General features: G+C 32.9%; 28 protein-coding genes. 11 read left to right on the plus strand and 17 right to left on the minus strand.

Features of this window, described 5'->3' with window-relative positions:
• Positions 1–107: 107 nt before the first annotated feature.
• From QMD61_05650 to QMD61_05670, 5 genes are all read right to left on the minus strand, one after another.
• Positions 108–1,193 (minus strand): M28 family peptidase, encoded by a 1,086-nt coding sequence (locus QMD61_05650; protein MDI6724113.1) that lies wholly within the window; start codon positions 1,191–1,193, stop codon positions 108–110.
• A 573-nt stretch (positions 1,194–1,766) separates the two neighbouring features.
• Entirely contained in the window at positions 1,767–2,774 is a 1,008-nt protein-coding gene (amrS, locus tag QMD61_05655) for an AmmeMemoRadiSam system radical SAM enzyme (GenBank protein ID MDI6724114.1), read from the minus strand.
• A gap of 306 nt (positions 2,775–3,080) precedes the next feature.
• Positions 3,081–4,097 carry a thiamine-phosphate kinase gene (gene thiL / locus QMD61_05660; protein MDI6724115.1) on the minus strand — a complete coding sequence of 339 codons (1,017 nt, stop codon included), beginning with the start codon at positions 4,095–4,097 and terminating at the stop codon, positions 3,081–3,083.
• 33 nt (positions 4,098–4,130) lie between these two features.
• Entirely contained in the window at positions 4,131–4,583 is a 453-nt protein-coding gene (gene cfbA / locus QMD61_05665) for a sirohydrochlorin nickelochelatase (protein MDI6724116.1), read from the minus strand.
• Entirely contained in the window at positions 4,552–4,953 is a 402-nt protein-coding gene (locus QMD61_05670) for a Zn-ribbon domain-containing OB-fold protein (GenBank protein MDI6724117.1), read from the minus strand. Before QMD61_05670 ends, cfbA begins: the two co-directional genes overlap by 32 nt.
• A gap of 379 nt (positions 4,954–5,332) precedes the next feature.
• On the opposite strand from QMD61_05670, the gene QMD61_05675 reads away from it, so the two are divergent.
• The 3 genes from QMD61_05675 to QMD61_05685 all read left to right on the plus strand — a co-directional run bounded on the left by QMD61_05675 (position 5,333) and on the right by QMD61_05685 (position 8,602).
• Positions 5,333–6,316, plus strand: a complete 984-nt coding sequence (locus tag QMD61_05675) for a hypothetical protein (GenBank protein ID MDI6724118.1) — start codon at positions 5,333–5,335, stop codon at positions 6,314–6,316.
• Between the two features lie 4 nt (positions 6,317–6,320).
• Complete coding sequence (locus QMD61_05680; protein ID MDI6724119.1) at positions 6,321–7,286, plus strand: hypothetical protein; 966 nt, start codon at positions 6,321–6,323, stop codon at positions 7,284–7,286.
• 335 nt (positions 7,287–7,621) lie between these two features.
• Complete coding sequence (locus QMD61_05685; GenBank protein MDI6724120.1) at positions 7,622–8,602, plus strand: TRC40/GET3/ArsA family transport-energizing ATPase; 981 nt, start codon at positions 7,622–7,624, stop codon at positions 8,600–8,602.
• Positions 8,603–8,651: 49 nt separating this feature from the next.
• Here the strand turns inward: QMD61_05685 and QMD61_05690 are convergent, their stop codons facing one another.
• The 3 genes from QMD61_05690 to QMD61_05700 form a co-directional block, all read right to left on the minus strand.
• Positions 8,652–9,992 carry a magnesium transporter gene (locus QMD61_05690; GenBank protein ID MDI6724121.1) on the minus strand — a complete coding sequence of 447 codons (1,341 nt, stop codon included), beginning with the start codon at positions 9,990–9,992 and terminating at the stop codon, positions 8,652–8,654.
• A 118-nt stretch (positions 9,993–10,110) separates the two neighbouring features.
• Positions 10,111–10,557, minus strand: coding sequence for an Lrp/AsnC family transcriptional regulator (locus QMD61_05695; GenBank protein MDI6724122.1), 447 nt, complete (start codon positions 10,555–10,557; stop codon positions 10,111–10,113).
• 178 nt (positions 10,558–10,735) lie between these two features.
• Positions 10,736–11,344, minus strand: coding sequence for a potassium channel family protein (locus QMD61_05700; protein MDI6724123.1), 609 nt, complete (start codon positions 11,342–11,344; stop codon positions 10,736–10,738).
• Positions 11,345–11,513: 169 nt separating this feature from the next.
• Between QMD61_05700 and QMD61_05705 the strand changes: the two genes are divergently transcribed.
• From QMD61_05705 to QMD61_05720, 4 genes are all read left to right on the plus strand, one after another.
• The gene (locus QMD61_05705) at positions 11,514–12,311 is read left to right on the plus strand and encodes an NAD+ synthase (GenBank protein MDI6724124.1); all 798 of its coding nucleotides are present in this window, start codon (positions 11,514–11,516) and stop codon (positions 12,309–12,311) included.
• A 50-nt stretch (positions 12,312–12,361) separates the two neighbouring features.
• Positions 12,362–12,673: a divalent-cation tolerance protein CutA gene (cutA, locus tag QMD61_05710; GenBank protein ID MDI6724125.1), complete on the plus strand. Its 312-nt coding sequence runs from the start codon at positions 12,362–12,364 to the stop codon at positions 12,671–12,673.
• A gap of 98 nt (positions 12,674–12,771) precedes the next feature.
• Entirely contained in the window at positions 12,772–15,630 is a 2,859-nt protein-coding gene (leuS, locus tag QMD61_05715) for a leucine--tRNA ligase (GenBank protein ID MDI6724126.1), read from the plus strand.
• A gap of 130 nt (positions 15,631–15,760) precedes the next feature.
• Positions 15,761–16,048, plus strand: coding sequence for a ferritin family protein (locus QMD61_05720; GenBank protein MDI6724127.1), 288 nt, complete (start codon positions 15,761–15,763; stop codon positions 16,046–16,048).
• A gap of 24 nt (positions 16,049–16,072) precedes the next feature.
• Here the strand turns inward: QMD61_05720 and QMD61_05725 are convergent, their stop codons facing one another.
• From QMD61_05725 to QMD61_05750, 6 genes are all read right to left on the minus strand, one after another.
• The gene (locus QMD61_05725; protein MDI6724128.1) at positions 16,073–16,843 is read right to left on the minus strand and encodes a fumarylacetoacetate hydrolase family protein; all 771 of its coding nucleotides are present in this window, start codon (positions 16,841–16,843) and stop codon (positions 16,073–16,075) included.
• A 147-nt stretch (positions 16,844–16,990) separates the two neighbouring features.
• Positions 16,991–17,686 (minus strand): ABC transporter ATP-binding protein, encoded by a 696-nt coding sequence (locus tag QMD61_05730; GenBank protein MDI6724129.1) that lies wholly within the window; start codon positions 17,684–17,686, stop codon positions 16,991–16,993.
• The gene (locus tag QMD61_05735) at positions 17,679–18,821 is read right to left on the minus strand and encodes an ABC transporter permease (GenBank protein ID MDI6724130.1); all 1,143 of its coding nucleotides are present in this window, start codon (positions 18,819–18,821) and stop codon (positions 17,679–17,681) included. Before QMD61_05735 ends, QMD61_05730 begins: the two co-directional genes overlap by 8 nt.
• Positions 18,822–19,011: 190 nt before the next feature.
• The gene (locus QMD61_05740) at positions 19,012–19,320 is read right to left on the minus strand and encodes a hypothetical protein (protein MDI6724131.1); all 309 of its coding nucleotides are present in this window, start codon (positions 19,318–19,320) and stop codon (positions 19,012–19,014) included.
• Positions 19,321–19,332: 12 nt separating this feature from the next.
• Complete coding sequence (locus QMD61_05745; protein ID MDI6724132.1) at positions 19,333–19,620, minus strand: winged helix-turn-helix domain-containing protein; 288 nt, start codon at positions 19,618–19,620, stop codon at positions 19,333–19,335.
• A 155-nt stretch (positions 19,621–19,775) separates the two neighbouring features.
• Positions 19,776–19,898 carry a hypothetical protein gene (locus QMD61_05750; GenBank protein MDI6724133.1) on the minus strand — a complete coding sequence of 41 codons (123 nt, stop codon included), beginning with the start codon at positions 19,896–19,898 and terminating at the stop codon, positions 19,776–19,778.
• Between the two features lie 1,737 nt (positions 19,899–21,635).
• On the opposite strand from QMD61_05750, the gene QMD61_05755 reads away from it, so the two are divergent.
• Positions 21,636–22,166 (plus strand): glycosyltransferase family 39 protein, encoded by a 531-nt coding sequence (locus QMD61_05755; protein MDI6724134.1) that lies wholly within the window; start codon positions 21,636–21,638, stop codon positions 22,164–22,166.
• Entirely contained in the window at positions 22,163–22,456 is a 294-nt protein-coding gene (locus QMD61_05760; protein ID MDI6724135.1) for a hypothetical protein, read from the plus strand. The genes QMD61_05755 and QMD61_05760 overlap by 4 nt, the downstream gene beginning before the upstream one ends.
• Positions 22,457–22,492: 36 nt before the next feature.
• On the opposite strand, the gene QMD61_05765 is transcribed toward QMD61_05760, so the two are convergent.
• The 3 genes from QMD61_05765 to hisG are packed head-to-tail and all read right to left on the minus strand — an operon-like array spanning position 22,493 to position 24,124.
• Positions 22,493–22,903, minus strand: a complete 411-nt coding sequence (locus QMD61_05765) for a hypothetical protein (GenBank protein ID MDI6724136.1) — start codon at positions 22,901–22,903, stop codon at positions 22,493–22,495.
• A gap of 36 nt (positions 22,904–22,939) precedes the next feature.
• The gene (locus tag QMD61_05770; GenBank protein MDI6724137.1) at positions 22,940–23,221 is read right to left on the minus strand and encodes a winged helix-turn-helix domain-containing protein; all 282 of its coding nucleotides are present in this window, start codon (positions 23,219–23,221) and stop codon (positions 22,940–22,942) included.
• A 42-nt stretch (positions 23,222–23,263) separates the two neighbouring features.
• Positions 23,264–24,124, minus strand: coding sequence for an ATP phosphoribosyltransferase (gene hisG, locus QMD61_05775; GenBank protein MDI6724138.1), 861 nt, complete (start codon positions 24,122–24,124; stop codon positions 23,264–23,266).
• Positions 24,125–24,352: 228 nt separating this feature from the next.
• On the opposite strand from hisG, the gene QMD61_05780 reads away from it, so the two are divergent.
• Positions 24,353–25,645: an amidohydrolase family protein gene (locus QMD61_05780; GenBank protein ID MDI6724139.1), complete on the plus strand. Its 1,293-nt coding sequence runs from the start codon at positions 24,353–24,355 to the stop codon at positions 25,643–25,645.
• Between the two features lie 18 nt (positions 25,646–25,663).
• Complete coding sequence (locus tag QMD61_05785) at positions 25,664–26,338, plus strand: HAD family hydrolase (protein MDI6724140.1); 675 nt, start codon at positions 25,664–25,666, stop codon at positions 26,336–26,338.
• Positions 26,339–26,341: the final 3 nt, after the last annotated feature.

Consider the following 26,341-nt stretch of genomic DNA (forward strand, 5'->3'; position numbering starts at 1 on the left):
TTAATTGATATCTGAATTGATATTATAAAATGCTTATGAAAAATTAGAGATAAATTAGTGATATTGGCTTATAATTTAATGTTAAATAGTGTAATGGGTATAATAACTTAGATAGGGGCTTCATTAACAGGTAAATGTTCTTTAAGAGCATAAAATACTGACATCTGATCTATATTTATAGTAACTATATTGAATACTGTGTTGAGGTGGTTTTGAAGCCCTATTTCGTCCCCATTATTTTTTACAAGATTTTTATAGGTGTCGTTAACTGTTAAATAACCAGGTATCTCACTATTGTCATGGATCATTGATTTAGTATTTGCATTTTCCATGCAAGTTAAAAATGTTGAGGGAATATTAGAATAGGCAAAGGGTAGATAGATATGGCTGATGGATACCTCTCTGCCGCTTATGTTGTAGGCCATGAAGTCAATTTTTTCTGCATTGAAGCCGTTAAATCGGGTATTTGAAACTAAAAAATTAACAAAAAGAGGATCATTTTCCACAAATGAATCCTGATTAACAAAACAGGGGTCTCCAATTCCAACCGCCTCTAAACTTATAACTGCAATGGTATTATTCACAGAATCTGGATTTTGGAGAACATAATGACGTGCTCCAACAAGATAAGGGATGAAAATGATTTTGTTGTATTCATCTGAACTGTTCTTTGAATTTAAATCAACTGGAAATGTATATTCATCTTCTCCGGCCCCAAAACCTATTAATTTAATGGTATAATAAGGTTTTTTTTGTTGATAATGTTTTGCAAGTCCTATAAGTAATGCAAGACCTGTTGCATCGTCGTTAGCGCCTTCAATATAATTGCCGTTTATTTTATCGTAATAAGTATCTAAATCTGCACATATGATGATCTGTTTTGGTGAAGTCCCATTAATAGTTCCTATAACATTTTCAGACCTTTTAATATCCTTTGAATCCATTGAATAGTATTTAAATCCCTGTATTTCGGTTTTGACTCCATAAGCATCAAATTTTGATTTAAGATAATGGGCTGTTTCTCTTTCACTTTCTGATCCGGCTGGTCTGGGGCCTATTTCTTTTGCAATATGTTTAACATGAGATACTAAGGATAAATCTGTGGATTCCTTGTTGTATGCGGGATTTACAAGTAAAAATGAGGATAAAAGGATAATTAGTATTATAATAATAGTTATTTTTTCAAAGTCCATCCTTATCAGCACTTCAGTATTTTCTAATTGCAATGTCTAATTGGTTAATATGGTACTTATATGTTTGAGTTTAGGTTTTGTTGTTTTGTAATTTAAAAAATAGATACGAGGGATGTTTTAGTGACAGAAAAATAATTTAATTGGGTTTTTTACTTATGAATAGCTGCAAAAGCATCTATCTCAATTAAAAAGTCAGAATTGGCCAGTGAAGAAACAAATACAACTGTAATGGCAAGGAAATTTTCATTTTTATCCAATATTTTTTGAGAAACCTCAAAACCAGGTCGTGGATCATTTCCTTCTACAATGTAAAGGTTTCACTTAATTACATTTTTGAATGAGGCCCCTGCAGCACCTAGAGCAATCCTTAAATTCTTAAAAACCTGTTCTTCTGCTTCTTAAGGTCTCCTTTACCAATGATTTCGCCTTTAGCATTTATTGAATCCTTTTTTCCAATATAAACAGTTTTAACACCTTTGGAGGTTATAAATACATTTGAAAAAGTGAGGTTTTTATTTAGGCCATCTGGATTTAGGTATTGGACTTTTGGGGCAATGTTTTCTTCTTTTATTATTATGTTATAATGTTTATGGGTGCTTTACAGGTAGGACATTTTCGAGTTTCTTTAAGCTTATCATCAACAATTTCAAACCCATTTCTCTGTATAAGGACTTTTCCACACTCTGGACATAACGTGTTCTCTTCACCACCTGTAGAAACATTTCCAATATATACATATTTCATTCCAGCTTCTTTAGCAATGTTGTATGCTCTTCTAAGAGATTCTACTGGTGTAGGTGGAAGTTGTCCCAGTTCATAATATGGAAAAAACCTTGTAAAGTGTAATGGAACTTCTAAACCAGTTTCTTCAACCATAAACTTTACTAAAGCTTTTATATCTTCTTCAGAGTCATTATAACCAGGTATAATTAAATTTGTTATTTCTATATGGGTTCCATTATCATAAAATCGCTTAATATTATCCAGAACCGGTTGAAGCCTGGCCTGACATAGATCCCGATAGAATTTATCGGACATGCCTTTTAGATCAATATTCGCAGCATCGAGATATGGTTTGATAAGATCAAATGATTCTTCACTCATATATCCATTTGTTACATAAACCGTTGCTATGTGTTCTTTTTTAGCTAATTTTGCACTGTCATAGGTGTATTCAAACCATATTGTGGGTTCATTGTAGGTCCATGCTATTGATTTACATCCATACTGTTTTGTTAAGCGTATAGCCTCCTCTGGAAGTATTTCTCGTGTTGAAATCTCATCTAAATTTGCTTGGGATATATTCCAGTTCTGACAGTGTTTGCATCTGAAATTACAGCCCACAGATCCAAGGGAAAAAACAGTTGAACCGGGATAAAAATGGAAAAGGGGCTTTTTTTCTATTGGGTCAACAGCAACTGATGAAGCGGCACCGTAATTTAGAGCACAGAGTTTACCTCCAATATTGGCCCTCATACTGCAGAATCCTGTATCTCCCTCTTTAATAATACATTTTCTTTCACAGACCTTGCAATTTAAATTTTCTCCAACTTTATCATAAGTAAGGACTTCTTTTTTCATAAGGAATCCTCCTCCTTAAAATTTAAATAATTACTGGCTTGTAAAATGTCTTTTTAACATTAGAAAGACTAATTAATCCTTCAGCAACTTGAACTGCATTATATAATTATTGTTTTACTTGATATAAAAATAGTTAGATAATTAATAAAACAATTATTTATAGAAAGAAACTAGATTAGTAATGTTGGCATTCGAGTCCATTTCATCTCAAAAATCTTGAATGTCAACTACTTTCATATTATATTATTGTTTATTGATACAAAATAAAAAGAAAAACGAATTTAAAAACGTTTTAATAGTGAATTTTTATTTTTTAGACAGGTGTTCATAGCCACGTGGCTCTAATATCTTTTTTGTCCCATCATTAGAAATCTTCACGATTTTACCAGATGATGTAACACACCCTATCTCATAAAGAGATATTTTATCTTTAATTTGATTAAAAATATTTTTATCAATGGTTAAAAGGAGTTCAAAATCTTCTCCATAATAAAGAACTAAATCTAACGGGTCTTTATCAGTCTTTTCTGCAACTTTTATTACTTCTTCTGGAACTGGCAGAAGATCCTCATAAATGGTTATCCCGATTTTACCGCTATTTGCATCTATTAATTCTCCAATTTCTTTTGCAAGGCCGTCTGTTATGTCTGTTGCAGATGTTGCATATCCTTTTTCTGCAATTAAAACTCCTTCTTTAGATCTAGCTTCTGGGTTCAAAGCGTGTTTTAGTGGAATTTCTTTTAGATCAGAACTAAGTTCTAAATTATTAAATAAAATTTCAAAGCCTGCAGATGCAAGTCCAAGAGGCCCTGTAACGGCCACTATGTCTCCAACTCTAGCCCCACTTTTCATTAAAACATTATCTTTGTTAACAATGCCCAAACATGCCCCACAGATTGTTAGTTCTTGGGATTCGTTTGTATCCCCCCCAATAAGCATCATTTCATATTCTAAACAGCCTTCGATGATCCCGTCCATTAATTCATCGAACTCATCAACAAGCATGTTTTTAGGCAGGCCTAATGAAATAATAATACCTAGGGGTTTAGCACCCATTGCAGCTAAATCGCTCACATTTACAGTTACAGCTTTTTTACCCATTTGTTTGGGATTCATTTCCTTTGGAAAATGGGCAGATTTAAAGAGCATATCGGAAGTTGCAACTAAATATTGATCTCCAAAATTAATAAGTGCTGCATCATCATTCAGGCTTTTAAGTGATAGATTATCAAAAAAAGAAGAGTTAAATACATTTTTAGTACTTTTTTTAAGAATTCTTTTTATCAGTTCTTTTTCCCCAATATCCGATACTTTAAGGGGCATTTTAAAACCACATGTCCAATAAAAATAAAATGATTAAAGGGCGTTTTTCACCCTGTCACCAATAATATCCACGAGCCTTGGATCAGCGCCAAGAGGCTCAGTATAGATAATATCACCATCAAATTCAATTTCTTCGGTTTCTTCATCTTCATGATGGCTGTGGCCGTGATCATGACCGTGTGAATGTTCATGGCCATTGTCTATACCAAGAATGTGAGGAATGTCCTGTTTTGTGTGGACTCCATGAGCTAAAAATACTGGTGTAACGATAATTTTTTGTGCGCCCTGTTTTGCAAGCATATTTATAGCTGCGGGGATTGAAGGTTTGGACATATTCATAAATCCTACTTCTACAAGATAATCTGAATTTTGTCTGTACATTTCACCGAGCTTGCTTACCACGTCTTTTCCGTAGGGCAATCTGCTTCCATGTCCCACGAGCAAAACGCCTATTTTAGCAGTTTTTGAGTCTGAATTTGTATCCATATGATATCACTCCATCGTCACCTTCTTCTTTTATTTTTCTAAAGACCATTTCAACTTCATCGCCTATTTCAACATCTTCTGGTTTGCAATCGACAATTTGGGTTGTTATTTTTGCCCCTTCTTCAAGTTCAACTATTGCCACTACATATGGGGCAATTGTTTTAAATTCTTCAGTAGGGGTGTTTATTACAGAATATGTGTGGATCTTTCCCTCTCCCTTGAGTTGTATATCTTCTAATTTTCCCTTTCTCCTGCATTCAGGACATATCACTCTTTTTGGGAAAAAAATAGCTCCACACTGTGAACATTTTGATCCGATAAGACTGTATCGCTGTGGAATATGGCGCCACGCTCTTACTATATCTTTCATTAAATTCCTCCTCAAATAAAATTTCTCATGAAAATTTTAGGTCAATTTAATTATGAAAATTAAACTTGTAAATTTTAGATGTTTTTTATGATCTATTTATAGATATTGCATGTTTGGACATAATTGTAATTAAATTATTTGGTAAATGATGATATCATTTCTTATGTATTATTAAAATAAATCTTTTAAACTTCTTATTTTGTTATTTTGAGCCCACATACCATAATACAAATACTGATTAATTTATATACTGATTCATATATTATAATTAAAGGAAGTAATTAATTCGTCACCTGTAAAATGACGAAAATGGTTAATTAGGCCAATTTAAGATTTTTAAATCCGTATTTAAATGAAAAAAATAGTTAAGATGAGTTTTATGGATCAAAGGGGCTATGTATTAAGTGGATTTACCTTTCTTCTCATGATTCCTGCAATTTTGATTATAGCCGCATTTGCAGATATGGGCCGAACAGGTGGAGAATCAGTAAGTGCAGTATTACAATCAGATACCACATTCTATGCAGTAAATGATGTAGAAAAGAATGTAGCAATCATTGCAACAGACGTTCTGAGAGAAACTGCAGATAACATTACTTTAACGGGTATTCCATTAACAGACAGCAGATCGACACTTAAATATTCATTACAGACGAAAATAAATGATTTTACTGAAAATTATGCCGAAAATATTGGCGCTGATGAAGTAACATGTACAATTTTAAAAGTAGATTCAGCCCCAGATCCATTTAAAATTGAAATAAAATTTGAAATCCACGTTAAAAAGGGTAAAACTGCGCATAATGAAACTATTAACCAGTTTATTGATATTAATGATAAGCAAGTGCCTGACCCTATGCCTTTTATAAAACTAAAGGCTTTTGGAATCCCTAAACGTGATAATAATAATGGGTTAATCGTTTATGGTTCAAGTCTATCTGATTTCTTAAGTTTCAGAGGACTGGAAAATGCTGAGATTTATAATGGCTCTACTTCCCCACTCTTCATAAAAAAATGTCCCTATGATCCTTATGTAAGTCATGGGAATGGTAATTCCTTTACTGTACTTAAAAACTGCATATTCAATAAATATTTTCATGAAAGCAGTGATGGGTCATGTTTCATGTGCAAATTGGAAGGTAAAGCAACATGCTCTCATTATGGAATTGAAACTTTCATAATACCTCCAATATCTCCCAATTCAAGCCAAATTAAAGCTCCTTGTTCCAGTGACCATGTAATCTTTAATGAGAGCACATATCTTGGAACTGAATTAGAGTATTACTGTGAAGCTAATAATCACTATATGCTATTTTTAGATGATGGACACAGGCAGAAATACGGGTTACCAAAATATGGGTGATTTAATGAAAGATAAAGGCTTTAATTACGAATATGATGGACAAGCATTGTCTCTGGACTTAATGCTTGGATTTGTGATAATAACAGTTATTATAGGGATCTCTGCAGATGCCATGGATATTGCAAGCTATAAAATGCAGGATTATTCATCAGGGACTTTTCTTGAAAAAATAACTACAGATGCCGCTGATATTCTTGTAAAATCTTCTGGATCTCCTGAAAATTGGGAAACACATAATTTTGACCAGGATACAGTACCCGGACTTGCAAAAAGAGATCCTGAAACAGGTAAACCCGTTCCAAACACAATTTCAATAAATAAAATTAATAAATTAAAAGAAAATTACGGCAACATGATTTACGGCCAAATTCTGCCAAGGGGAGTTAATTCAAGCATGATGCTATATCCTTCAAATGATTCTTTTGTCCCCATATCTATAATGAACAGCACGCCTCCTGCAGATGTTTATGAAGTTGCAGCGGTAAATAGAACAGTTCTTTTAGATTTTATGCATTTAAAGGTCGTAATTTATAGTATTACTCATAAAATTGCTTCAGGGGAAGAATGTGCTAATCCTAATCACAAATGGAATAATTCTTCTGGCAAACCCGAATGGGCATGTAAGCATTTCAATATAACCAGAGAAGAACTTCTTTCATCCGATTTTTATATTATTACACATGGCAATGTCGTTAATTCTGCAAGATGGATAATAGATAAAGCAAACGGACATAACAGCACTGAAAATTCATTTGCCCCTGCCCCTATACTTGTAAATGATAAATTAACAGAAATATTAGGCAACGATTCAAAAGCGAATTTATGGCTGCATATAAGAACTGCTGGAACTCCTGGTAACAGTTATGACTGTTACGTTGTTAGTGTTCCTAAGGGAACAGCTGCTGATATGGTTGATATTAAGTATTTGGATTCTGGCCCGTGGTTTTTTGTTTTGAGTGTTTGGTATTAATATTTTTAGGATCCGGATAAAATCCTAGATTACTTCATTCATTTTTTTTACTTGTTATGTCTATTGCTTGTACTATTAATTTTTTGAAATCTACGAATATTAAAACAGATGAATTTTACTTGCTTTCTTCTATCCGTAGCGGAAAAATTTTTTTTGAGAGAGGCCAACAAAAAAAATCGAAGATTTTTTAGGCCGCAAAACAAAGTTTTGCAGGACTTTTTTGATCCATCCTTTTTTCAAGGAAAAAAGGTGGAAAAGTATAAAAAGAACATAATGTAACTATAATTAATATCTAATTTTGATTGATTTATCAATAGTTAATATGGAGGATTAGAATGGCATTTAAAGATCTCTTTAAATTTAACAAAGGAAAAACAACATTTGTATTCATTGGAGGGAAAGGAGGAGTTGGAAAAACAACTGTATCTGCTGCCACAGCGTTATGGTTTGCAAGACAGGGTAAAAAGACCCTTGTAATTTCTACAGACCCTGCTCACTCACTTTCAGACTCTTTTGAAAAAAACATAGGACACAACCCAACACCAATAGCAGAAAACCTTGAGGCAGTTGAAATTGACCCTGAAGTTGCCATGCAAGACTATCAAGCCAAAATGAAGGAACAACAGGCTTTAAATCCCGGTATGGATATGGGAATGCTTCAGGATCAGATGGATATGGCCACAATGGCTCCAGGTATCGATGAAACCGCCGCATTTGATAAGTTTCTTCAGTACATGACTACTGACGAGTACGATATTGTTGTTTTCGACACAGCTCCAACTGGACACACTTTAAGATTACTTTCATTCCCTGAAATGATGGATTCATGGGTGGGAAAGATGATAAAAGTAAGGCGCCAGATTGGAAGCATGGCCAAAGCATTTAAAAACATTATGCCATTTATGGGCGATGAAGAAGAAGATCGTGCTTTACAGGATATGGAAGCCACTAAAAAGCAAATTAAAGCAGCGAGAGGGGTTTTAGCAGATCCAGAAAGAACTTCCTTTAAAATGGTCGTAATTCCAGAAGAAATGTCAATTTATGAGTCTGAAAGAGCGATGGAAGCCCTTGCAAAATTCAATATGACTGCGGATGGGGTTATTGTTAACCAGATTCAGCCTGAAGAAGCTGATTGTGAATTCTGCGCTGCAAGGCGTAAAATACAGGAGCAACGCCTTAAAACAATCCATGAAAAGTTTGGAAATCAACTTATAGCTCAGATACCTCTTCAAGCAGAAGAAGTAAAGGGTATGGATAAACTTAAGGGCATTGCTGAAATCCTCTACGGAGAATCAGAAGCAGCAGCTTCTAAATAATTTTATTTTTAATTTTTTTAAATCTTTTTATTATTATATACAGCTTGTTTTATACTACAGTTCCTAATATTAAAATTACCATAATTACAAGGAATGTATTTGCTACAGGGTCGGTCATGCTTGTAGATAAGGGTATAACTATATTATCTGGATCAAGACCTCTTCTGTAGGAAAAGATGTTTAAATAGAATGCAATTAACAGCATAAATGGTGTAAGCAATAATCCAGCTAATGTACTTATTAAAACCATGTTATTAAGCCCAACTGAGGGTATTCCTAGAGAAACTGCTCCAAAATGAGCTAAAAATCCTATTAATGGATAAATAATTATTGCAAGAATTATAATTATTCCAAAGTTTCTTAATGCACCTTCAGTAGGTCTTAATGTAGATTCTATTGAACCAATATGTAATCCTGAAGATAATCTTGCTCCAAGAATACTTACAAGGTCTCCGCTTTCACCTGAAAACAAAGGTACCAGTGCTAGAATACTTGGATTATTCAAAATAACTGAAAAACTAGTGTTCAATATAGTACCTGCAGTTGTACCAAAGATTGAAGATAAGAAAAGTGTGGGTGTGCTGTGTTTTATAATTTTTTTAAGGTGAGTTCCACCCCTTATTCCTACAATAAATCCAATAATTCCAATTGAAATAAACAGTGCAAATAATATTACCTCAAAAAATCCGTTTCTTATCCACAAAAGTATTTGTACGGCTAAAAGGATTGATGGAAGGGTGAAAAGGTCTCCAAAAGTGGCTATTAACGGAGTGGTTACATTATCTGGGTCCCAACCGTTTTCATAACTTTTAATAGCGATTAAAATTGTTGCAGGTAAGAGCAGTGCTCCAGAAAATATTCCTCCAAGCACTGATATGACTGTAAAATCTACTATGCTGATACTTTCAAAACCCAATACAATGGAAAATATTTTAGCCATAAATGCAAGGAAGATAGACATTATAATGGTTAAAATGATTGTAGAGATAATATTTTGATTTAGAACATCTGATTGTTTTAGTTCTGGAGATAGCGTACCTATATGGAGATTTGAGCCTAATCGTGACCCTAAAGCCCCAAATATATTTCCTCTCATTCCGATTGCTCCAGGGATAAGAATAAGTAGTCCTGGAAGGATTTCAAGCTGATTAGTCATTCCACTTAGGACTATACCCGCTATTAAATCACCAATACTACATATGAAGAGAGCTGTGAATCCTTCTCCTAAAACTCTTGAAACGTCCTTAAAAAAACGTGTGATTTTACCTGTAATACGAAATGGTATTGAAAGAGCATTCAAAGACCTTTTTGACACTAGGACTGCTAATCTGACCATCCAGTTTAGAATGATAAGAACAAATTTCCAGGTCTTCTTCACTATTTTCTCCATCCATTTCACTTAACCACCTTGAAATTAGCATATTAGCTGGTTTATAGTAATAACTCTTAACTGGGCTTAATGCACTATTTATTTTGCTTTTTAATAATTGACTCGTGAACATTTTCATCTATAACCCCTTCAGTGCCGGAACATCTTCTTTAACCCTTTCCATTACAATCATCTCAGTTAAATCTTCAACACCCTCAATAGAGCGTATTTTAGTGTTTATCAAATGATTAAGTTCTTCAATTCCTGGAACCCAGACTTTAATAAGAATATCATATTCTCCTGAAACACTGTACACTTCTGATACTTCTTCAAGTCTTGAGAGTTCTTCTTTAACTGATTCATGCTTTTCAGACTCTGTCTGAATAATGATTATAGATGTTATTTTAAGACCTAATTTCTGCCAGTCAAGTATCATTGTGTAACGTCTTATCAGGTCAACTTCTAACTTTTTAAGTCTGTTAGAAATTGTTGCATCAGGTACATCAATTTCTTTTGACATTTGAGATATTGTAATTCTTGAATTTTTAATTAAGGAACGGAGTATAGCTAAATCTACATCATCCATTTTTTATCCAACACCTGTTTGGTTATAAAAAATAGGATATAACTCTAATTATTTATAAAGGTTTGGGAAAGTTTCCAATATTTTAACAAAAAATGAGTATTTTTCTAACATATCATGAAATCTTTGGTGATATTTCATGAAATTTTGCTTCTAAAATCAGATTTTCTTTTTAAATTTTCTAGTCTTCTATAACTTCATCATAATCAAGACATTCTTCAAGTGTTATTTCATTTTTTGCAAGCTTTTCAAGCAAGATTCCACCAGTTTCGTTCCCTTTGGCTATAAGGGTATCATCAGCTGCAAGAATGGTGTTTTTGTCAGGGCCATATATCCATGATTCGTTCCTTCTTATTGCTATAACTGTCATCCCTGTTCTTGTAGCGAGTAATAACTCTCCTAAGGATTTTCCTATTAATTCTGAACCTTCAACTATGGTTATTCTTTTAATAGTTTCGTCTGATTCTTCCATAACCATTTTAAATACTGGATGTGGCCTCATATCTCTTAAAACAAGATCTGCAATATCTTTTGCTGAGTCAGCTATTGTTTCAGCAGCTTCACCAACTTCAAGAAGAGCAGTTAACTTTTCAGCATCTTCAACAGTTCTTGCTGCAAGTAATGATTCTTTCTTTATTTGGTAATTAAGCCGGTTAACTTTGTTTTCAAGCTTTATAACTTCTTCTGCAGCATCTTTACTATTAAAAAGCATTGCAGAATATGCTAAATCCACCATTAATTCCGACATGTTTTTCATTTCAATTAAAATGTCCTTAATACTCTTGGGCACCTTTCATCCTCCATTTTTTCTGGGTCTATTATTGTATAATACATGAATCTTTTAAAAACTTTTTCTATTATAATTTCATACTCATGAAAACAGACTTATTTAAAGAACTATCTAATTATAAAATGTGTCATAAATAAAATTTAAAAATTTTCAATATATTGTGGTTAAAATGCACGAAGATAAAAGAGTAATTCCAGAATTAGATGAGCAAAAATCTGTAGAAATAATATATAACTTCATTAAAAGCAAATTAGAAGAATCAAAATCCGAAGGACTTGTTATAGGATTGAGTGGTGGAATTGACTCATCGGTTGTTGCTTATCTTTGTGCAAATGTAGTGGAAATAGACAAAATACTTGGAATTATACTTCCAAGTGAAACCACGTCTTCTGAGGATATAGAAGATGCGATGGTAGTTGCAGAAAAGCTTGGAATAAAATACAAGATTCTGCATATAGATGAGCTAATTAAACCTTTTCCTCAATTATGTCCAGAATGCAGCAACAGTGAACTTGCAAATGGCAATTTAAAGGCTAGAATACGGATGATGATCTTATATTACCATTCAAATTCTATGAATCGGCTGGTGGCAGGAACAGGTAATAGAACCGAACTTCTTATAGGTTATTTCACTAAATACGGTGATGGAGGAGTAGATATTCTCCCAATCGGCGATCTATACAAGACAGATGTGAAAAAAATTGCAAATTACCTCGGCATTCCTAAAAATATAATTGAAAAAGCTCCAACTGCAGGATTATGGGCAGGGCAAACCGATGAGGAAGAACTTGGGATAAAATATGAGCTACTTGATAAAATTTTATATCTTATGATGGATGAAAAGTTAAGCACAGAAGAAATTGCACAAATACTTGAAATTCCTCAAGATGAAGTTTTAAGGATAAAAAACAGGGTAGAAGTATCAAAACATAAGTTATCATCTCCATCTATTGCAGAAATCAGATAATAAATAGAATAATTTGATAATGTATAGTTATATGGTTAAGAGGGATTATTATGTATGCTTTAGTTTATATAACCACATCAGGAAAAGAAGAATCCAAAAAAATAGGAAATATGCTTGTTAATGAAAAATTAGCTGCATGTGTAAATATTATAGCTTCTATTGAATCTATTTATTTGTGGAAAGGAGAAATTGAAGATGATAAAGAGTCCCTTCTCATTGCAAAAACTAAAGCAGATAATATAGATAAGATTATAAAAAGAGTAAAAGAAATTCACAGTTATGAAACTCCTGCTATTTTGGCAATTCCAATAATAGAGGGATCTAAAGATTATTTGGATTATTTAGATAATGAACTTAGTTAACATACTAAAGAGTAATTAATGGACTAAAAATTTGTTTTGGCGGTTGAAAGAAATTATCATTTACTGAAATACAAAACTGAATATTTAAGGTGATTAATTTGACAGATCATAATATAGAACTTAAATGGCAGAAAAAATGGGCAGATTCAGGTTTATTTGAATCTAATCCTGATAACAGAGAAAAAATTTTTCTGACAGTGGCCTATCCTTATCCAAGCGGAGCAATGCACATAGGACATGGAAGAACATACACAGTACCCGATGTATATGCTCGTTTTAAGCGAATGCAGGGATATAATGTCCTTTTCCCTATGGGATGGCACGTAACAGGAGCTCCAGTAATTGGAATTGCAAAGAGAATTGCGAGAAAAGACCATTGGACTCTTGATATCTATAAAAATGTCCACAAAGTGCCTGAAGAGGAATTATCAAAATTCACAGACCCGGAATATATTGTTAAATATTTCAGCAGTGAGTATCACGATGTAATGCAGCATCTGGGTTATTCAATTGACTGGAGAAGAGAATTCAGAACTACAGACCCTCATTACCAAAAATTTATTGAATGGCAGTTTAGACAGCTTAAAAACAAAGGTTTTATAGGTAAAGGAGAGCATCCAGTAAAATACTGTCCAGGATGCGAAAATCCAGTTGGAGATCATGACCTTCTTGAAGGTGAAGGAGTAGGAATCAATGAATTAACCCTCGTTAAATTCGAAATGGATGGCTATTACTTTGTAGCAGCCACATTCCGTCCAGAAACTCTATTTGGGGCTACAAATCTGTGGATTAATCCTGACGAAGAGTATATTAAAATTGATATCCATGGTGAAAACTGGATAATAAGTAAAAAAGCTTATGATAATATTGTTCATCAAAAAAAGGATATTAAAATAATAGAAGATGTAAATACGCCTGAAATGATAGGTAAATATGTAAAAAACCCAGTAACAGGCGGAGAACATATAATACTGCCGGCATCATTTGTAGATCCAGAATATGCTTCTGGTGTGGTATATTCCGTACCAGCTCATGCTCCAGCAGATTATATTGCTCTTAAGGACCTTAAAGAAAACAAAGAACTCCTTGAAAAGTATGGATTAAAGGAAAAAGTTCAAAAAATAATACCGATTAATGTTGTAACCTTAAAAGGATTTGGAAAATTTCCTGCCCAGGAAATCATTGAAACATTTGGTGTAAAAAACCAGCAGGATGAAAAACTTAAAGATGCTACAAATGAACTTTACAAACTTGAACATGCTAAAGGGATTATTTCTGAGCATATTGAAGATTATAATGGATTATCGGTACAGAAGGCAAGGGATGAAATTATAAATGACCTTGTTGAATCAGGTAAGGGAGATCTAATGCATGATTTTGCAGAAAGACCAGTTATCTGCAGATGCGGGACAAAAGCAGTTGTTAAGATCCTTGAAGACCAGTGGTTCCTTAAATATTCGGATGAAAAATGGAAAAAGCTTGCAATGGACTGCTTGGAACAGGAAAATATAGTACCGCAGGAAGTAAGGGCAAATTTCGAATATTACATTGGCTGGTTAGATGATTGGGCATGTTCAAGAAGAATAGGTCTTGGAACAAAACTTCCATGGGATAAACAATGGCTAATAGAGCCTTTAAGTGATTCCACAATTTACATGGCATATTATGCAATAGCAAAATACATGAAAGACATTAATCCTGATGATCTTGATGATTCATTCTTTGATGATGTGTATCTGGATAAAGGTAACTATTCCGGTAGTATTGATGATGAATTATTTAATGACATTAAAAATGAGTTCAATTACTGGTACCCTCTAAACTGGAGGCTTTCAGCTAAAGATCTTGTTGGAAATCACCTTTCATTCCATATTTTCCATCACTCTGCAATATTCCCAGAAGATAAATGGCCTAAAGGAATTGTAGTATTTGGAATGGGTCTTCTTGAGGGAAATAAAATGTCCTCTTCAAAAGGAAATGTCATACTCCTTGAAGATGCCATAAAAACCCATGGTGCAGACGTTGTAAGACTATTTTTAATGGCATCAGCCGAACCATGGCAGGATTTTGACTGGAGAGAAAATGAAGTAAAAGGAATTAAAAGACGTCTTGAATGGTTTTCAGAGTTTGCAGACCGCATAGTAGATATAAAAGGCTCTTCAATATCTTTAAAATCATTCGAATTAGGAGAAATTAAAAAGCCAGTAAACAAATGGCTTTTAAGTCAGGTCAATATGAGAATTAAAGATGCTACTGAAGCACTTGAAGGATTTCAGACAAGAAAAGCGCTTCAGGAAGCATTATTCCTGTTTAAAAAAGACTTAGATCATTACTTCCACAGAATAGAACAGGATCCTGAAGGAGAAAGAAAAGAAATATCAAACACTTTAATTTATGTGTTAAGCAACTGGATTCGTCTTATGGCTCCATTCACACCTCATACGTGTGAAGAACTGTGGAGCAGGATTGAAGGGGATGGATTTGTTTCATGTGCTGAATGGCCGGAATATGATTCTGATTTAATTGATGAAAAAGTCCAGAAAGCTGAAGAGATAGTACAGGGACTTGCAAATGATATCAACGAAATTAAAAAGATAATTGATACTCAGCCAGAGAAAATACACGTTTATATTTCTCCTGATTGGAAATGGAAAGTCTTTGAAATTGCAAAGGAAATTGGAAGGCCTGATATTGGGCAAATTATGGGAAGATCAATAAAGCAGAATCTGCACGATGATAAAAAAGAAATTGCTGAGTTTGCAAAAAAAATAGCCAGAGAAGTGACAAAAACGAAATATGTGGGTAAACTTGATGAATATTCAATCATTAGGGACTCTTTAGATTTCCTTTCACGTGAAGTAGGTGCTGAAGTAGTTGTATATGATGAACCAACCTATGATCCACAAAATAAATCAAAAAATGCAATACCTTACAAGCCCGCTATTTATATGGAGTAAATTATTTGCTCTATTTTCTTTTTAAATTCTTAATTTATTTTTAATTATTTATTTTTCCAAAAAACTCTTTTTTAATATTTATGATAAAATATAATAAATATCATACAAATATTATAATTGGTGATAATATATGCTGTCAAAAATTCCCATTGATATGAAGAAGGTTAGAGAAGAGGATATTACCAAGGAAGTTCTTCGAGTAGCTGTAATTGCAGAATTAGATGCTATAAACCTCTATGAAGAGCTTGCATCTGTTGTAGAGGATGAAAAAATCAGAATGGTCTTTATGGACGTTGCAAAGGAAGAAAAAACCCATGCTGGCGAATTCATGACCATGCTTTTAAAAGAAGATAAAGAACAGGTTAAAGAACTTGAAGAAGGTAAAAAAGAAGTAGAAGAGTTAATAGGGCAAAAATAAAATTTATGAAGTGTTAAGTATATTTCACTCTTTAATGTAGTTGTTAAGAACTCCAATCCCTTCAATCTCTGCTTCAACAGTATCTCCAACATTCATTGGTCCAACGCCCGGAGGAGTTCCTGTTGCAATCACATCACCGGGTTTAAGGGTCATTATATTTGAAACGAATTCAACCAGTTCATAAACATTAAATATCATATTTTTCGTGTTTGATTTTTGTTTAAATTCTCCATTAAGCTTTAATGATATGTTGAGATTTGAAGAATCTAATTCAGTTTCAATGCACGGCCCAATAGGGGCAAATGTATCAAAACTCTTCGCACGTGTCCATTGAATATCCTTCTTCTGCAAGTCACGTGCTGTAACATCGTTAAAGATAGTATATCCTCCAATAAACTCCCGGGCATCAGATACATTTCTGGCTTCTTTTGAAATAACAATTCCCAGTTCTGCCTCATAATCAACCTGATTTGAGCAATCTGGATAAATAATACTATCTAAATGACCTATTACAGCAGTAGGTGGTTTTAGAAATATAACTGGTTCATCTGGAAGTTCCATTTTAAGTTCTTTTGCATGATCTTTATAATTCAAGCCCACACAAACTACTTTAGATGGGGATACAGGAGAATTTATCTTTACATCTTCTACATTGTAAATTCTGTCTTTCTTAAACTTTTCAATATTTGAAGAATTAATTGCTTCTATAACTGGACAGGAAAGCTCTGTAATACCTATTTCTTCCATTAGCCCGGTTTTTTCCTTTCCATCTGCTGTAAATTGTATAATTTTCATTAATTCACCTGATTACTTTTATGAGTTATTTAGGTATCTGAAAGATAAATTAAATAAAATTAACATTTTTAATCTAGATGTGAAATAATTAAATTAGTAATTTCAGCCCAGAAAATAAATAATTGGGAATTAGTACCCAATTTCAAGTTATTCTGTAATATTATTTGTTTTTTCTTCTTTAATTTTCCCATCAAGCACAGTTATAATCCTGTCAGCCATATTGGCCACATATGGTTCATGTGTTACCATAACAAGGGTTACATTTTCTTTTTTGTGTAAATCTTTAAGAAGACTTAAGATTATATCTCCAGTCTTTGAATCTAAGGCTCCTGTTGGTTCATCAGCTAGGATAATGGACGGATGATTTACCAGCGCCCTTGCAATTGCTACACGCTGCCTCTCTCCTCCAGAAAGCTTTGTAGGCTTTTGATTAATTTTATCTTCAAGCCCAACCGATCTTAATAGTTCCAGCGCTCTTTCTTTCATTTTTTTACCTGAAACTGGAGTTTCAAACATGGGAATTTGCACATTTTCAAGCACGGTAAGATTTGGAATTAGATTATGCAACTGGAATACAAATCCAATTTCATTTGCTCTAAATTCGCTTAAATCTTTTTTATGCATTAAATCGATACCTGCAACGTTTATTGATCCTTTATCTCCCTTATCCAGCGCGCCAATCATGTTAAGGAGGGTTGATTTTCCTGAACCCGAAGGTCCAATTATGGAAACAAATTCTCCTTTTTTAATTTCAAGATCAATGCCATTCAATGCCTTTACCGTTCCATTATCATAACTTTTTTTTAGATTCTTTATTTCAATGATGTTTTCGCTGTTATTCATAGCGCAACGCCTCCGTTGGTGCTAATCTGCTTGCCCTGTAAGCAGGATAAATTCCCCCAATTATTCCAACAAGTAATGCTATTCCCAAAGCCCTTATGAAAAGTTCAAGTGAGTATGCAGGTTCAAGTATGCCCTGGGTTGAGGGGGTAATGGATAAAAGCACTTCCACACCAACGATACCTACTATTATTCCCACTAATGCAGCAATCAGGGTAAGCACAATAGATTCTCCAAGAATCATTCCAAGTATCCTTCTGCTCTTCCAGCCTACTGCTTTTAAAACTCCAATTTCTCTTGTTCTCTCATAGACAGACATTATCATGGTATTTATGACTCCTACTCCTCCAATAATGATTGCAAGGAGTGAAATTGCCCATGTGGCTGTGTCTATGAAACTTAAACCCTGATTTATCCTTCCCATCTGATCAGCGGCAGTTGTTGTGGATAATTCGTCTGGGTATGCATTTTCAATTGCATTACCTACTTCTGTGGCATTTGCATTATCATTTATTTTCACTGCTATTGTAGTGACTTCATTTTCACTATTAGTTAAGTTTTGAAGCTTGTTTAATGAAATGTAAGCTCCAGCATCAGTTATAAAATTTCCTGATTCATATATTCCTGTAATTTTGAAATCCCTATTGAAAATGGTGATTGTATCTCCAACAGTCTTATTAAGGTTTTGAGCAGCTGTTTTACCAATAATTATTTCGTTCGCGTCACTATCTGAAAATGATTTTCCGTTAATGCTGTCTATTCCCACCAGGTTAAGCTTATCGCTGTTTATACCGTTTACTATAAATCCGCCTGGTCCAAAACTCGAACTTGAACCTTCTTCAAGGCGCACATTTGTTCTTAAAATTCCCGTAGTATCTTTAATACCACTTACATTCCTTATATCTGTTACATATGCTTCATCAATACTTCCTGACATGAAACCGTCTGTACCTGCTTGAATTACAGTTATCTCAGCACCCCCTGCTTTGAGAGTACTTTCTGTAGATTCCTTAAGTCCGTCAGTAATAAGTCCTAAAGCTACAATGGTAGCAATTCCAATTGCAATTCCAATAATTGCAAGGGAAGTTCTTGTTTTATTTCTAAATGGATTTTTTACAATCAATCCAATATAGTTCATGATTAGATCTCCTCTTAAATGAATAATTAATCTATCATTCCATCATGTCCTTTAAAAAGGAATATTTAAGTAATTATTTCAAAATTAATTGCAAATTTGTTACAAATTATATACAAATTGTTTTTAATCATACAAAAAATTAATGGAAATTCAATTTTTGTGGATTATATGGCGGGGGATTAAAAATTTTTTAATAGTCCCAAGTTATTTTTAGAAGTATAGCAAGCGCTATAAATTCTATAATACTTCCTATAATTATAGGTCTTCCATGTCTGTCTGTTAATGTATCAATATCAAAGGTTAAAAAACCAATAGTGAGAATACTTTTGAGTAAAAGTAATGAAGCAAAGAGTATAAGTCCTGCAGTAAATCCAATTTTTATTTGCCTGTAACTTTTAATATAAAGATACAGTAATCCTAATAAAAGGACAATATTTCCAATCTCTATTCCCATGACTGCAATTTTAATTGCTGAATATCCAAATAGTTCTAATGCCATATAAATCCCTTATTATTTATTTTTCATCTTCACTTGTTTCCAGATGGTTTCAAAATCATTATAGTTTTTTCCCATGCTTTCTGAGAGAAAATACATTTTACCATACTTTTCTCCAGCAGATTTAACTATATTGCTATCTTCTAAAATCTTAATGTGGTGTCTGATAGTCCTATAATTCACATTTAACGTTTCTGCAAGTTGATGTGCATTGTAAGGTTGCTCATTTAACTTTTTAATAATTTTGGCACGATTTACACCCCCTCTTGTACCAAGAATCAGCCACCACAACACTTTTTTCATAATGAATCACTATAAAATTTTAATTGTAATCCAAATTTGATTTCTTTAGAATATAATTATTAGCCCATTAACAGTCATGTCAAATTATATCTTAGATTTAAAATAGAAATAATTAAAATAAGTTCAAAATTAATCTTTAAAGGATTCTGATTTTACTAATGATCCGAAAACTCCTCCAACTGCACCATGACTATTTCAAGCATTATGTAAATAGTTATGGTGATTATTAAGCTGCCCATATATTCTCCATATCCTTGAAGGTACATCATAGCTATCATGATTACATTTACTATTAATCCGCTTATTATTCCTAATTAATTCCATTAATAGATCCATTTTTTATATTTTCTCCAACCATAAATCCAACAGCTATTCCTGCCAGCAAAAAGTGGGAATCACGAAACTTTGGCCTGATATAACATCTGATGCAATATAAAATGTTATTGTAATAAATATTTCAATTAACAGTGGTTTCCATTTATTAAATCTTTAATCATCTCACTTCTTTATGTTATTTTTTTGATTTTTACATCCTCAGTAGAGTTAAGGAACTGTTTAAATCCCTGAATTATTCAATAAATGTTGATTCATTGATTTTATCTACTATTATAATGGAGGTCACCCCCCACTATCTTCTATGAAAAAGGGGAAAAGGGGCATTTTACCGTATCATAGAGATAATTAAGCGACATGTTAAAGGATATTGTAGGGGCCCACCACCCTACGATTATTTTTTTATTTTTTGAATATCACTCCTTTGATTTGAAATGGTATTTGGATTGCTTATTTTTAAATATAAAACTTAATTGTGTATAAAAGAAATTTTATGATAATTAACTAAAGCCGTTAAAGCAATCACATTTTCCTCATAATAATTTCTAAATTTGTTTCTGAGTATGTTTTTTACAATTAAGCCACTAAAATTCATATTTTTTTGTTTGGGGGCTATATTTAAGTAATTTTTCCAGAATTATTTCCAAATCACTACCATTTATACCCAAATCTATACCAATTTAGTCATATTTAAAAAAATATTAAAATAAAATTTTCAAAAATAAAATGTATTTGAATAATCCTATCTATTGTGAATATATAAATTTAAAGAATGATTTTAAATAAAAAATAGATAGGGAGGTCCCGCCCACCCACAATTATAGAACAATGTAATTATTCTATAATTGTCCTCGTTTTCAAGTGATAGTCTTTAATGAAATTCATGATTTTCTCCATATAAATGGAGATCCCGCCACATATAAGTACTAATCTCCTTTGGAAGGGGGATTTCGAGATTTATACTTCTCCAGGAGATAATTAAGAGACTTATACAAAAAGTGATTTTATTACAGGTACCCACCTACTCTGTAATATTAGGATAATGTTGATCTTATTATTATCACATCCTTTTTTTAGCTGCATATAATTTTAAGGTTTTATTATCCTATTAACGAGCTCAGGAGAATTAATTGGTAATAATGGGTTTTCTCTGGATTATTTGTTATTAAATCTTAATTAAGGTTTCACTCTTGAGACACTTTCAGAGTTTTAAATGATGTTTACTCCTTCATCCGCTGTTTAATATTAAGTGCGCAATATTTAAGTAATTATTCCAGATTTATACCCAAATCTTTACCAAATTGAAGAGTAATATGTTATAAATAAGAGTTGTGGATGGAAATAAAAATAATCTACGTCCTCTGCCATCTTAATTTTAATATTAATATATTTTAAATCTAAATAAGCTTATTGTGCCCATTAAACTTTTATATTTTTCCTTTTGGAGTTATAAATTAAATATAAATAAATCATTTTTTCATATTTTAAAGATTAAACGCTTTTTCGTGTTTAATGTATTTTAATTTATTAAATTAAACATTCGCCTGATAAATTGAGATTTTATTCAAAAATAATGAATTTTAGGATGTTTAGGGTCAAATTTGGGAAAACTTTCTTATATGCTCTTCTTTTTAGTATGATGTAGTTAAATTAAAGAAAATTAATCAAATCGGGATGAAATTATGTCTAATATAAATAAAATTATAAAAGAAAAATCATGGTTTTTGTTGCTATTTACAGTATTCATATTCTCATTTTTGCTGGATATGTATGTTTTGACTCACTACAACTTATCATACGGGCGTGATGGCCCATTTTATGATCTACAAGTCTTAAACATACTTAAAACAGGGTTTACTTCCAGTAACGATCCCCCATTTGCCTATTATATGCTAACACCGTTTGTAATGATAACTGGAAATTCATTTCTTGGCATAAAAATTGGCATGTCACTTATAGGATCTTTAATGGCATTCCCTGCATTTTTCCTTACAGAAATATTCAGCAAAAAACTAAATGTGGAATATAAGGTTCCAGCGTTTCTAAGTGCTTTTTTGATAACGGTAAATTCCTTTTACTTTGGCATGATCGGAGATTTTATGCAGAATCTTGTTGGCGTATTCCTCCTTCTGCTCTTATTGTATTTTGCAGTTAAATGGTTTGAAAATACAAAGGAATGGAATTTCCTTATTCGTTCTCATTGGGTGGATTGAGTTTCGATAATTCAAGATCTAAACCAAATAATAAGCCTGTTGGTTTCAATGATACAACTAAAAACAATATGACTCCACCATCTGACGTAGGGAATAGAAAAATGTTTAATAGATCAGGTTCGCTCCCTTCAGGGAATTTCATTCCACCAAACGGTAATAGGACGCCTGAAAATGTGTTTAACGGAAATATGCCATCTAATGCTGGTGGAAATGGCATGAAACAGGACTATTCTGGTTATGGAACTCTAATTTACAGTGGAAATTATGTAAAGGTTTATAAAATTTCTTAAACCTTTTTCTAATTTATAAAAAAAATTTGAAGAGTATTAGTCCCAGGTTATCCTTAATAGTATTAATAATGCGATAAACTGGATTATATTGACTGAAGAAAGCGGAGTTTGTGGCCTTCCAATCTCTAATCCTTGAGAAGTAATGTTAAAAACAACATTCAGGGCTAAAAATAATGTGGTTATCATATTTTGAAGTAGAAGAAGTGAAGTAAAGACTAAAAGGCCAGTTGTAAATTTAGATTTTATTTGTTTGTAATTTTTTAAATATATGGAGAGTAATGCAAGCAATAAACATATATTCGCAACTCCGATTATAATGGCTATGTATGTTCCTATATCTACAAAGTTCATTTCTGGCGGGTTTTGAAAACCATTTGGCCCAAAACTACTGCCTTCTGGTCTGTTGTTAGCCATGGGTGGTGCTGCTTCTAATATTCGTTGTATCATTTTTCCCCTCTACTAAATTTTCCTTATGTTTAATATTTACTTTTCCCCGATTTGTTCCCAAATCTTACTGAATACATCATAGTTTTCTTCCATATCACTGGAGAGAAAATACATCTTTCCGTATTTTCCTCCGGTAGATTTAATTAAATTGTTCTGTTCTAAAACTTTAATATGGTGTCTTATGGTCTTATAATCAAGATTTAATTCTTCAGAAAGCTGATTAGCATTATAAGGCCTTTCATGCAGCGCTTTTATAATTCTAGCACGGTTAATTCCGCCCTTCATGCCCGCTATTAACCACCATAATAGCTTTTTCATCAAATCACTATGTCCTGAATACTTTAAAGTATTAGAATTATTTTAGATTATCCTTTCAATTGGGACAACCAGTATATCTTTTGCACCTACTTTTTTAAGTTTATTTACAGTATTAAATACTTCATGTTCATCTACAACTGCGTGAACTGCCACAATTTCTTCATTTGATAAGACCTGAGAGACAGTAGGTCCTGTAAGTCCGGGCATCGCTTTTTTAACATCTTCCAGAGATACCTTGTCAACATTCATCATTACAAGCTTTTTACCTTCTGCATCAAGAACTCCTTTTATGCCAGTTCTTACAGCTTCGATTTTCTCGTTTTTTTCTTTAAAACTATCTTTATTTGCAATTAGCTTTATTGAACTTTCTAGAATGGTATCTATAATTTTAAGATGATTCATTTTTAATGTGGTGCCGGTACTTGTAAGATCGGTTATTATATCTGCAACACCGATAAATGGTGCAATTTCAGTTGACCCACTCAATTCAACTATTTTAACATCTAATCCCTTATTTTTGAAATATTTTTGTGTTAAATGCGGAAATTCTGTAGCTACAATAGCGCCATGGTCTATATCCAGAATATTATATATTCTGGAATCTTCAGGCACTGCGAGTACCAGTTTGGCTGTGCCGAAGTTCAGATCTTCAAGGATTTCAACATCAGCATCCTTTTCTTCAATTAAGTCCAGACCAGTCATTCCCAGATCTGCTGCACCATCTGCAACAAATTCAGGAATATCAGCAGCCCTTGTAAACATTACACTTATTTCTTCATCATAAGTCTCTGAAAAGAGCTTTCTGTTAGACATATCTTTAATTCCAATCCCTGCTTTTTCTAAAAGCTTTACTGCAGGGTCGCTTATCCTCCCTTTCGATGGAAGAGCTATTTTAAGCTGCATTTAAATCCTCCTAATTATACATATCAAAGTAATAATTCAAATTGATATTATTTTGATGAAATTAATATTATTAATAGAAATGGTTAGGTATTTATGTACTTCTGTTGGGTTTTAGATGAATTGATTTATTTGTTTATATTAAATTTTAAAAGTAACGCATGTATCTTAAATATCTTAAATTTATACAATATACTTAATTACATCTTTTAATTATATAATGGTGGTTCAATGGAAACAAAAAGCATTTTAATAAATAATATCACTCTTCTTGGAGATAAAATAAAAAAAGGTTCAGTACTGGTTGAAAACGATAAAATCATAGATATAAACGAAAAAACAGACAAAAAAGATGCCGATATAATTATAAACGGTGAAAAGAAAGTTCTCATGCCTGGAATTGTAAATACACATACTCATTTATCAATGTCACTTTTAAGGGGATTAGCAGATGATTTGCCTCTGGATACATGGCTTAATGATCATATCTGGCCGGTGGAAGCCAATTTAACGGGCGAATACTGCTACGCAGGTGCTCTGCTTGCATGCATTGAGATGATAAAATCTGGAACCACCACATTTAACGATATGTACTTTTTTATGGATGATGTGGCCAAAGCAGTCGATGAAGCGGGCTTAAGAGGAATGATCTGTCATGGAATGCTCGATCTTGGGGATGAAGAGAAAAGAAAGGCAGAGTTTAAGGAAACAAAGAGGATAATAGAGAAGTGCCATGACACTGCAGATGGCAGAATAAAAGTTGCATTTGGACCACATGCACCATATACCTGTTCAGAAGAACTTTTAAAGGGAGTAAAAGAAAAGGCAGGTAAACTGGGCCTCAAAATTCATATCCATGTCGGTGAAACTGAATTTGAGGTTCAACAGGTCACTGAAGCCCATGGAGCAAGACCTTTTGAATATCTTAACGAAATAGGATTTTTAGGAGAAGATGTGATAGCAGCACACGCAGTATGGCTTTCAGATGAAGAAATAGAAATAATAAAGGAAAACCAGGTAAGTTTATCCCATAATCCTGCAAGTAACATGAAATTAGCTTCAGGAATATCTCCTGTTTCTAAACTAATCGATGCAGGGGTAAATATGTCTTTAGGAACTGATGGTGCAGCATCGAATAATAATTTGGACATGGTTGAGGAAATGAAAATAGCAGCACTGCTTCAAAAAGTAAATAATATGGATTCTACAGTTCTTCCATCCGAAAAAGTCTTTGAAATGGCCACAATAGGTGGTGCAAGGGCTTTAGGCCTTCAAAATGAAATAGGAACCATTGAAGTTGGAAAAAAGGCAGATTTAGTACTTTTGGATATGAATACTCCTCATTTAACTCCGTTCAGACATCCAATGTCACATCTTGTATATGCAGCTAACGGAAGCGATGTTGATACAGTAATCTGTAATGGTGAAATATTAATGCAGGATAAAGAGTTAAAAGTGCTTAATGAAGCGGAAGTTATTAAATTAGCTGGAGATGCAGCAGAAGAACTATTATCAAAGAGTTAAAATTGAAAAATGAGTTATATGGATAGATTAGTCTTATTTGACATAGATAGAACATTAATTGGTAGATCCCAGTGTCACCATGATGCATTTTCATATGCATTTAAAAAGGTCTACAATGTCGATGTGGATATTAGAATCATTAATTATGGTGGAATGACAGATCCAGCAATAGCAATCGAAGTTTTAAAGAAAATAGGGCTAAATGAAAGATTTATACTACCGAAGCTGGATGAATGTATGGATGTAATTGTTGATTACTTCATAAGGAATGTAAAAAGAGATAAAATCCCTATTTTACCGGGTGTCAATGATTTATTGGAATTGCTGATGAACAATGGAACTCTTATGGGTCTGGTTACAGGGAATTTAGAGCCCATAGCATGGGGAAAATTAAAATCAATAAATATAGATCATTATTTTAAATTAGGCGGATTCGGAAGCGATAATATAAACAGAACAGAATTAGTGAAAACAGCAATAAAAAAAGCAGCAGATAACTTTAATTTTAAAGGAACTACTTTTGTAATTGGAGATACACCCAGGGATATAAAAGCCGGATTTGAAGCAAATGCTAAAACAATCGGAGTTGCTACAGGGACCTATTCAGTCAAAGAACTTAAAGATTACGGGGCTGATTTTGTTTTTAAAAATTTGGAGGATAAAAAAGAAATACTGGATGTATTAATGAAATAAAAC

The sequence above is a fragment of the Methanobacterium sp. genome (genome assembly GCA_030017655.1).
GTDB lineage: Archaea > Methanobacteriota > Methanobacteria > Methanobacteriales > Methanobacteriaceae > Methanobacterium_D.

What these genes read in the sequence shown, in the direction of transcription:
- QMD61_05650 (MDI6724113.1), bottom strand. Translation starts at nt 1,193, where the DNA reads ATGGACTTTGAAAAAATAACTATTATTATAATACTAATTATCCTTTTA.
- amrS (MDI6724114.1), bottom strand. Translation starts at nt 2,774, where the DNA reads ATGAAAAAAGAAGTCCTTACTTATGATAAAGTTGGAGAAAATTTAAAT.
- thiL (MDI6724115.1), bottom strand. Translation starts at nt 4,097, where the DNA reads ATGCCCCTTAAAGTATCGGATATTGGGGAAAAAGAACTGATAAAAAGA.
- cfbA (MDI6724116.1), bottom strand. Translation starts at nt 4,583, where the DNA reads ATGGATACAAATTCAGACTCAAAAACTGCTAAAATAGGCGTTTTGCTC.
- QMD61_05670 (MDI6724117.1), bottom strand. Translation starts at nt 4,953, where the DNA reads ATGAAAGATATAGTAAGAGCGTGGCGCCATATTCCACAGCGATACAGT.
- QMD61_05675 (MDI6724118.1), top strand. Translation starts at nt 5,333, where the DNA reads ATGGATCAAAGGGGCTATGTATTAAGTGGATTTACCTTTCTTCTCATG.
- QMD61_05680 (MDI6724119.1), top strand. Translation starts at nt 6,321, where the DNA reads ATGAAAGATAAAGGCTTTAATTACGAATATGATGGACAAGCATTGTCT.
- QMD61_05685 (MDI6724120.1), top strand. Translation starts at nt 7,622, where the DNA reads ATGGCATTTAAAGATCTCTTTAAATTTAACAAAGGAAAAACAACATTT.
- QMD61_05690 (MDI6724121.1), bottom strand. Translation starts at nt 9,992, where the DNA reads ATGGAGAAAATAGTGAAGAAGACCTGGAAATTTGTTCTTATCATTCTA.
- QMD61_05695 (MDI6724122.1), bottom strand. Translation starts at nt 10,557, where the DNA reads ATGGATGATGTAGATTTAGCTATACTCCGTTCCTTAATTAAAAATTCA.
- QMD61_05705 (MDI6724124.1), top strand. Translation starts at nt 11,514, where the DNA reads ATGCACGAAGATAAAAGAGTAATTCCAGAATTAGATGAGCAAAAATCT.
- cutA (MDI6724125.1), top strand. Translation starts at nt 12,362, where the DNA reads ATGTATGCTTTAGTTTATATAACCACATCAGGAAAAGAAGAATCCAAA.
- QMD61_05720 (MDI6724127.1), top strand. Translation starts at nt 15,761, where the DNA reads ATGCTGTCAAAAATTCCCATTGATATGAAGAAGGTTAGAGAAGAGGAT.
- QMD61_05725 (MDI6724128.1), bottom strand. Translation starts at nt 16,843, where the DNA reads ATGAAAATTATACAATTTACAGCAGATGGAAAGGAAAAAACCGGGCTA.
- QMD61_05730 (MDI6724129.1), bottom strand. Translation starts at nt 17,686, where the DNA reads ATGAATAACAGCGAAAACATCATTGAAATAAAGAATCTAAAAAAAAGT.
- QMD61_05735 (MDI6724130.1), bottom strand. Translation starts at nt 18,821, where the DNA reads ATGAACTATATTGGATTGATTGTAAAAAATCCATTTAGAAATAAAACA.
- QMD61_05740 (MDI6724131.1), bottom strand. Translation starts at nt 19,320, where the DNA reads ATGGCATTAGAACTATTTGGATATTCAGCAATTAAAATTGCAGTCATG.
- QMD61_05745 (MDI6724132.1), bottom strand. Translation starts at nt 19,620, where the DNA reads ATGAAAAAAGTGTTGTGGTGGCTGATTCTTGGTACAAGAGGGGGTGTA.
- QMD61_05750 (MDI6724133.1), bottom strand. Translation starts at nt 19,898, where the DNA reads ATGATAGCTATGATGTACCTTCAAGGATATGGAGAATATATGGGCAGC.
- QMD61_05755 (MDI6724134.1), top strand. Translation starts at nt 21,636, where the DNA reads ATGTCTAATATAAATAAAATTATAAAAGAAAAATCATGGTTTTTGTTG.
- QMD61_05765 (MDI6724136.1), bottom strand. Translation starts at nt 22,903, where the DNA reads ATGATACAACGAATATTAGAAGCAGCACCACCCATGGCTAACAACAGA.
- QMD61_05770 (MDI6724137.1), bottom strand. Translation starts at nt 23,221, where the DNA reads ATGAAAAAGCTATTATGGTGGTTAATAGCGGGCATGAAGGGCGGAATT.
- hisG (MDI6724138.1), bottom strand. Translation starts at nt 24,124, where the DNA reads ATGCAGCTTAAAATAGCTCTTCCATCGAAAGGGAGGATAAGCGACCCT.
- QMD61_05780 (MDI6724139.1), top strand. Translation starts at nt 24,353, where the DNA reads ATGGAAACAAAAAGCATTTTAATAAATAATATCACTCTTCTTGGAGAT.
- QMD61_05785 (MDI6724140.1), top strand. Translation starts at nt 25,664, where the DNA reads ATGGATAGATTAGTCTTATTTGACATAGATAGAACATTAATTGGTAGA.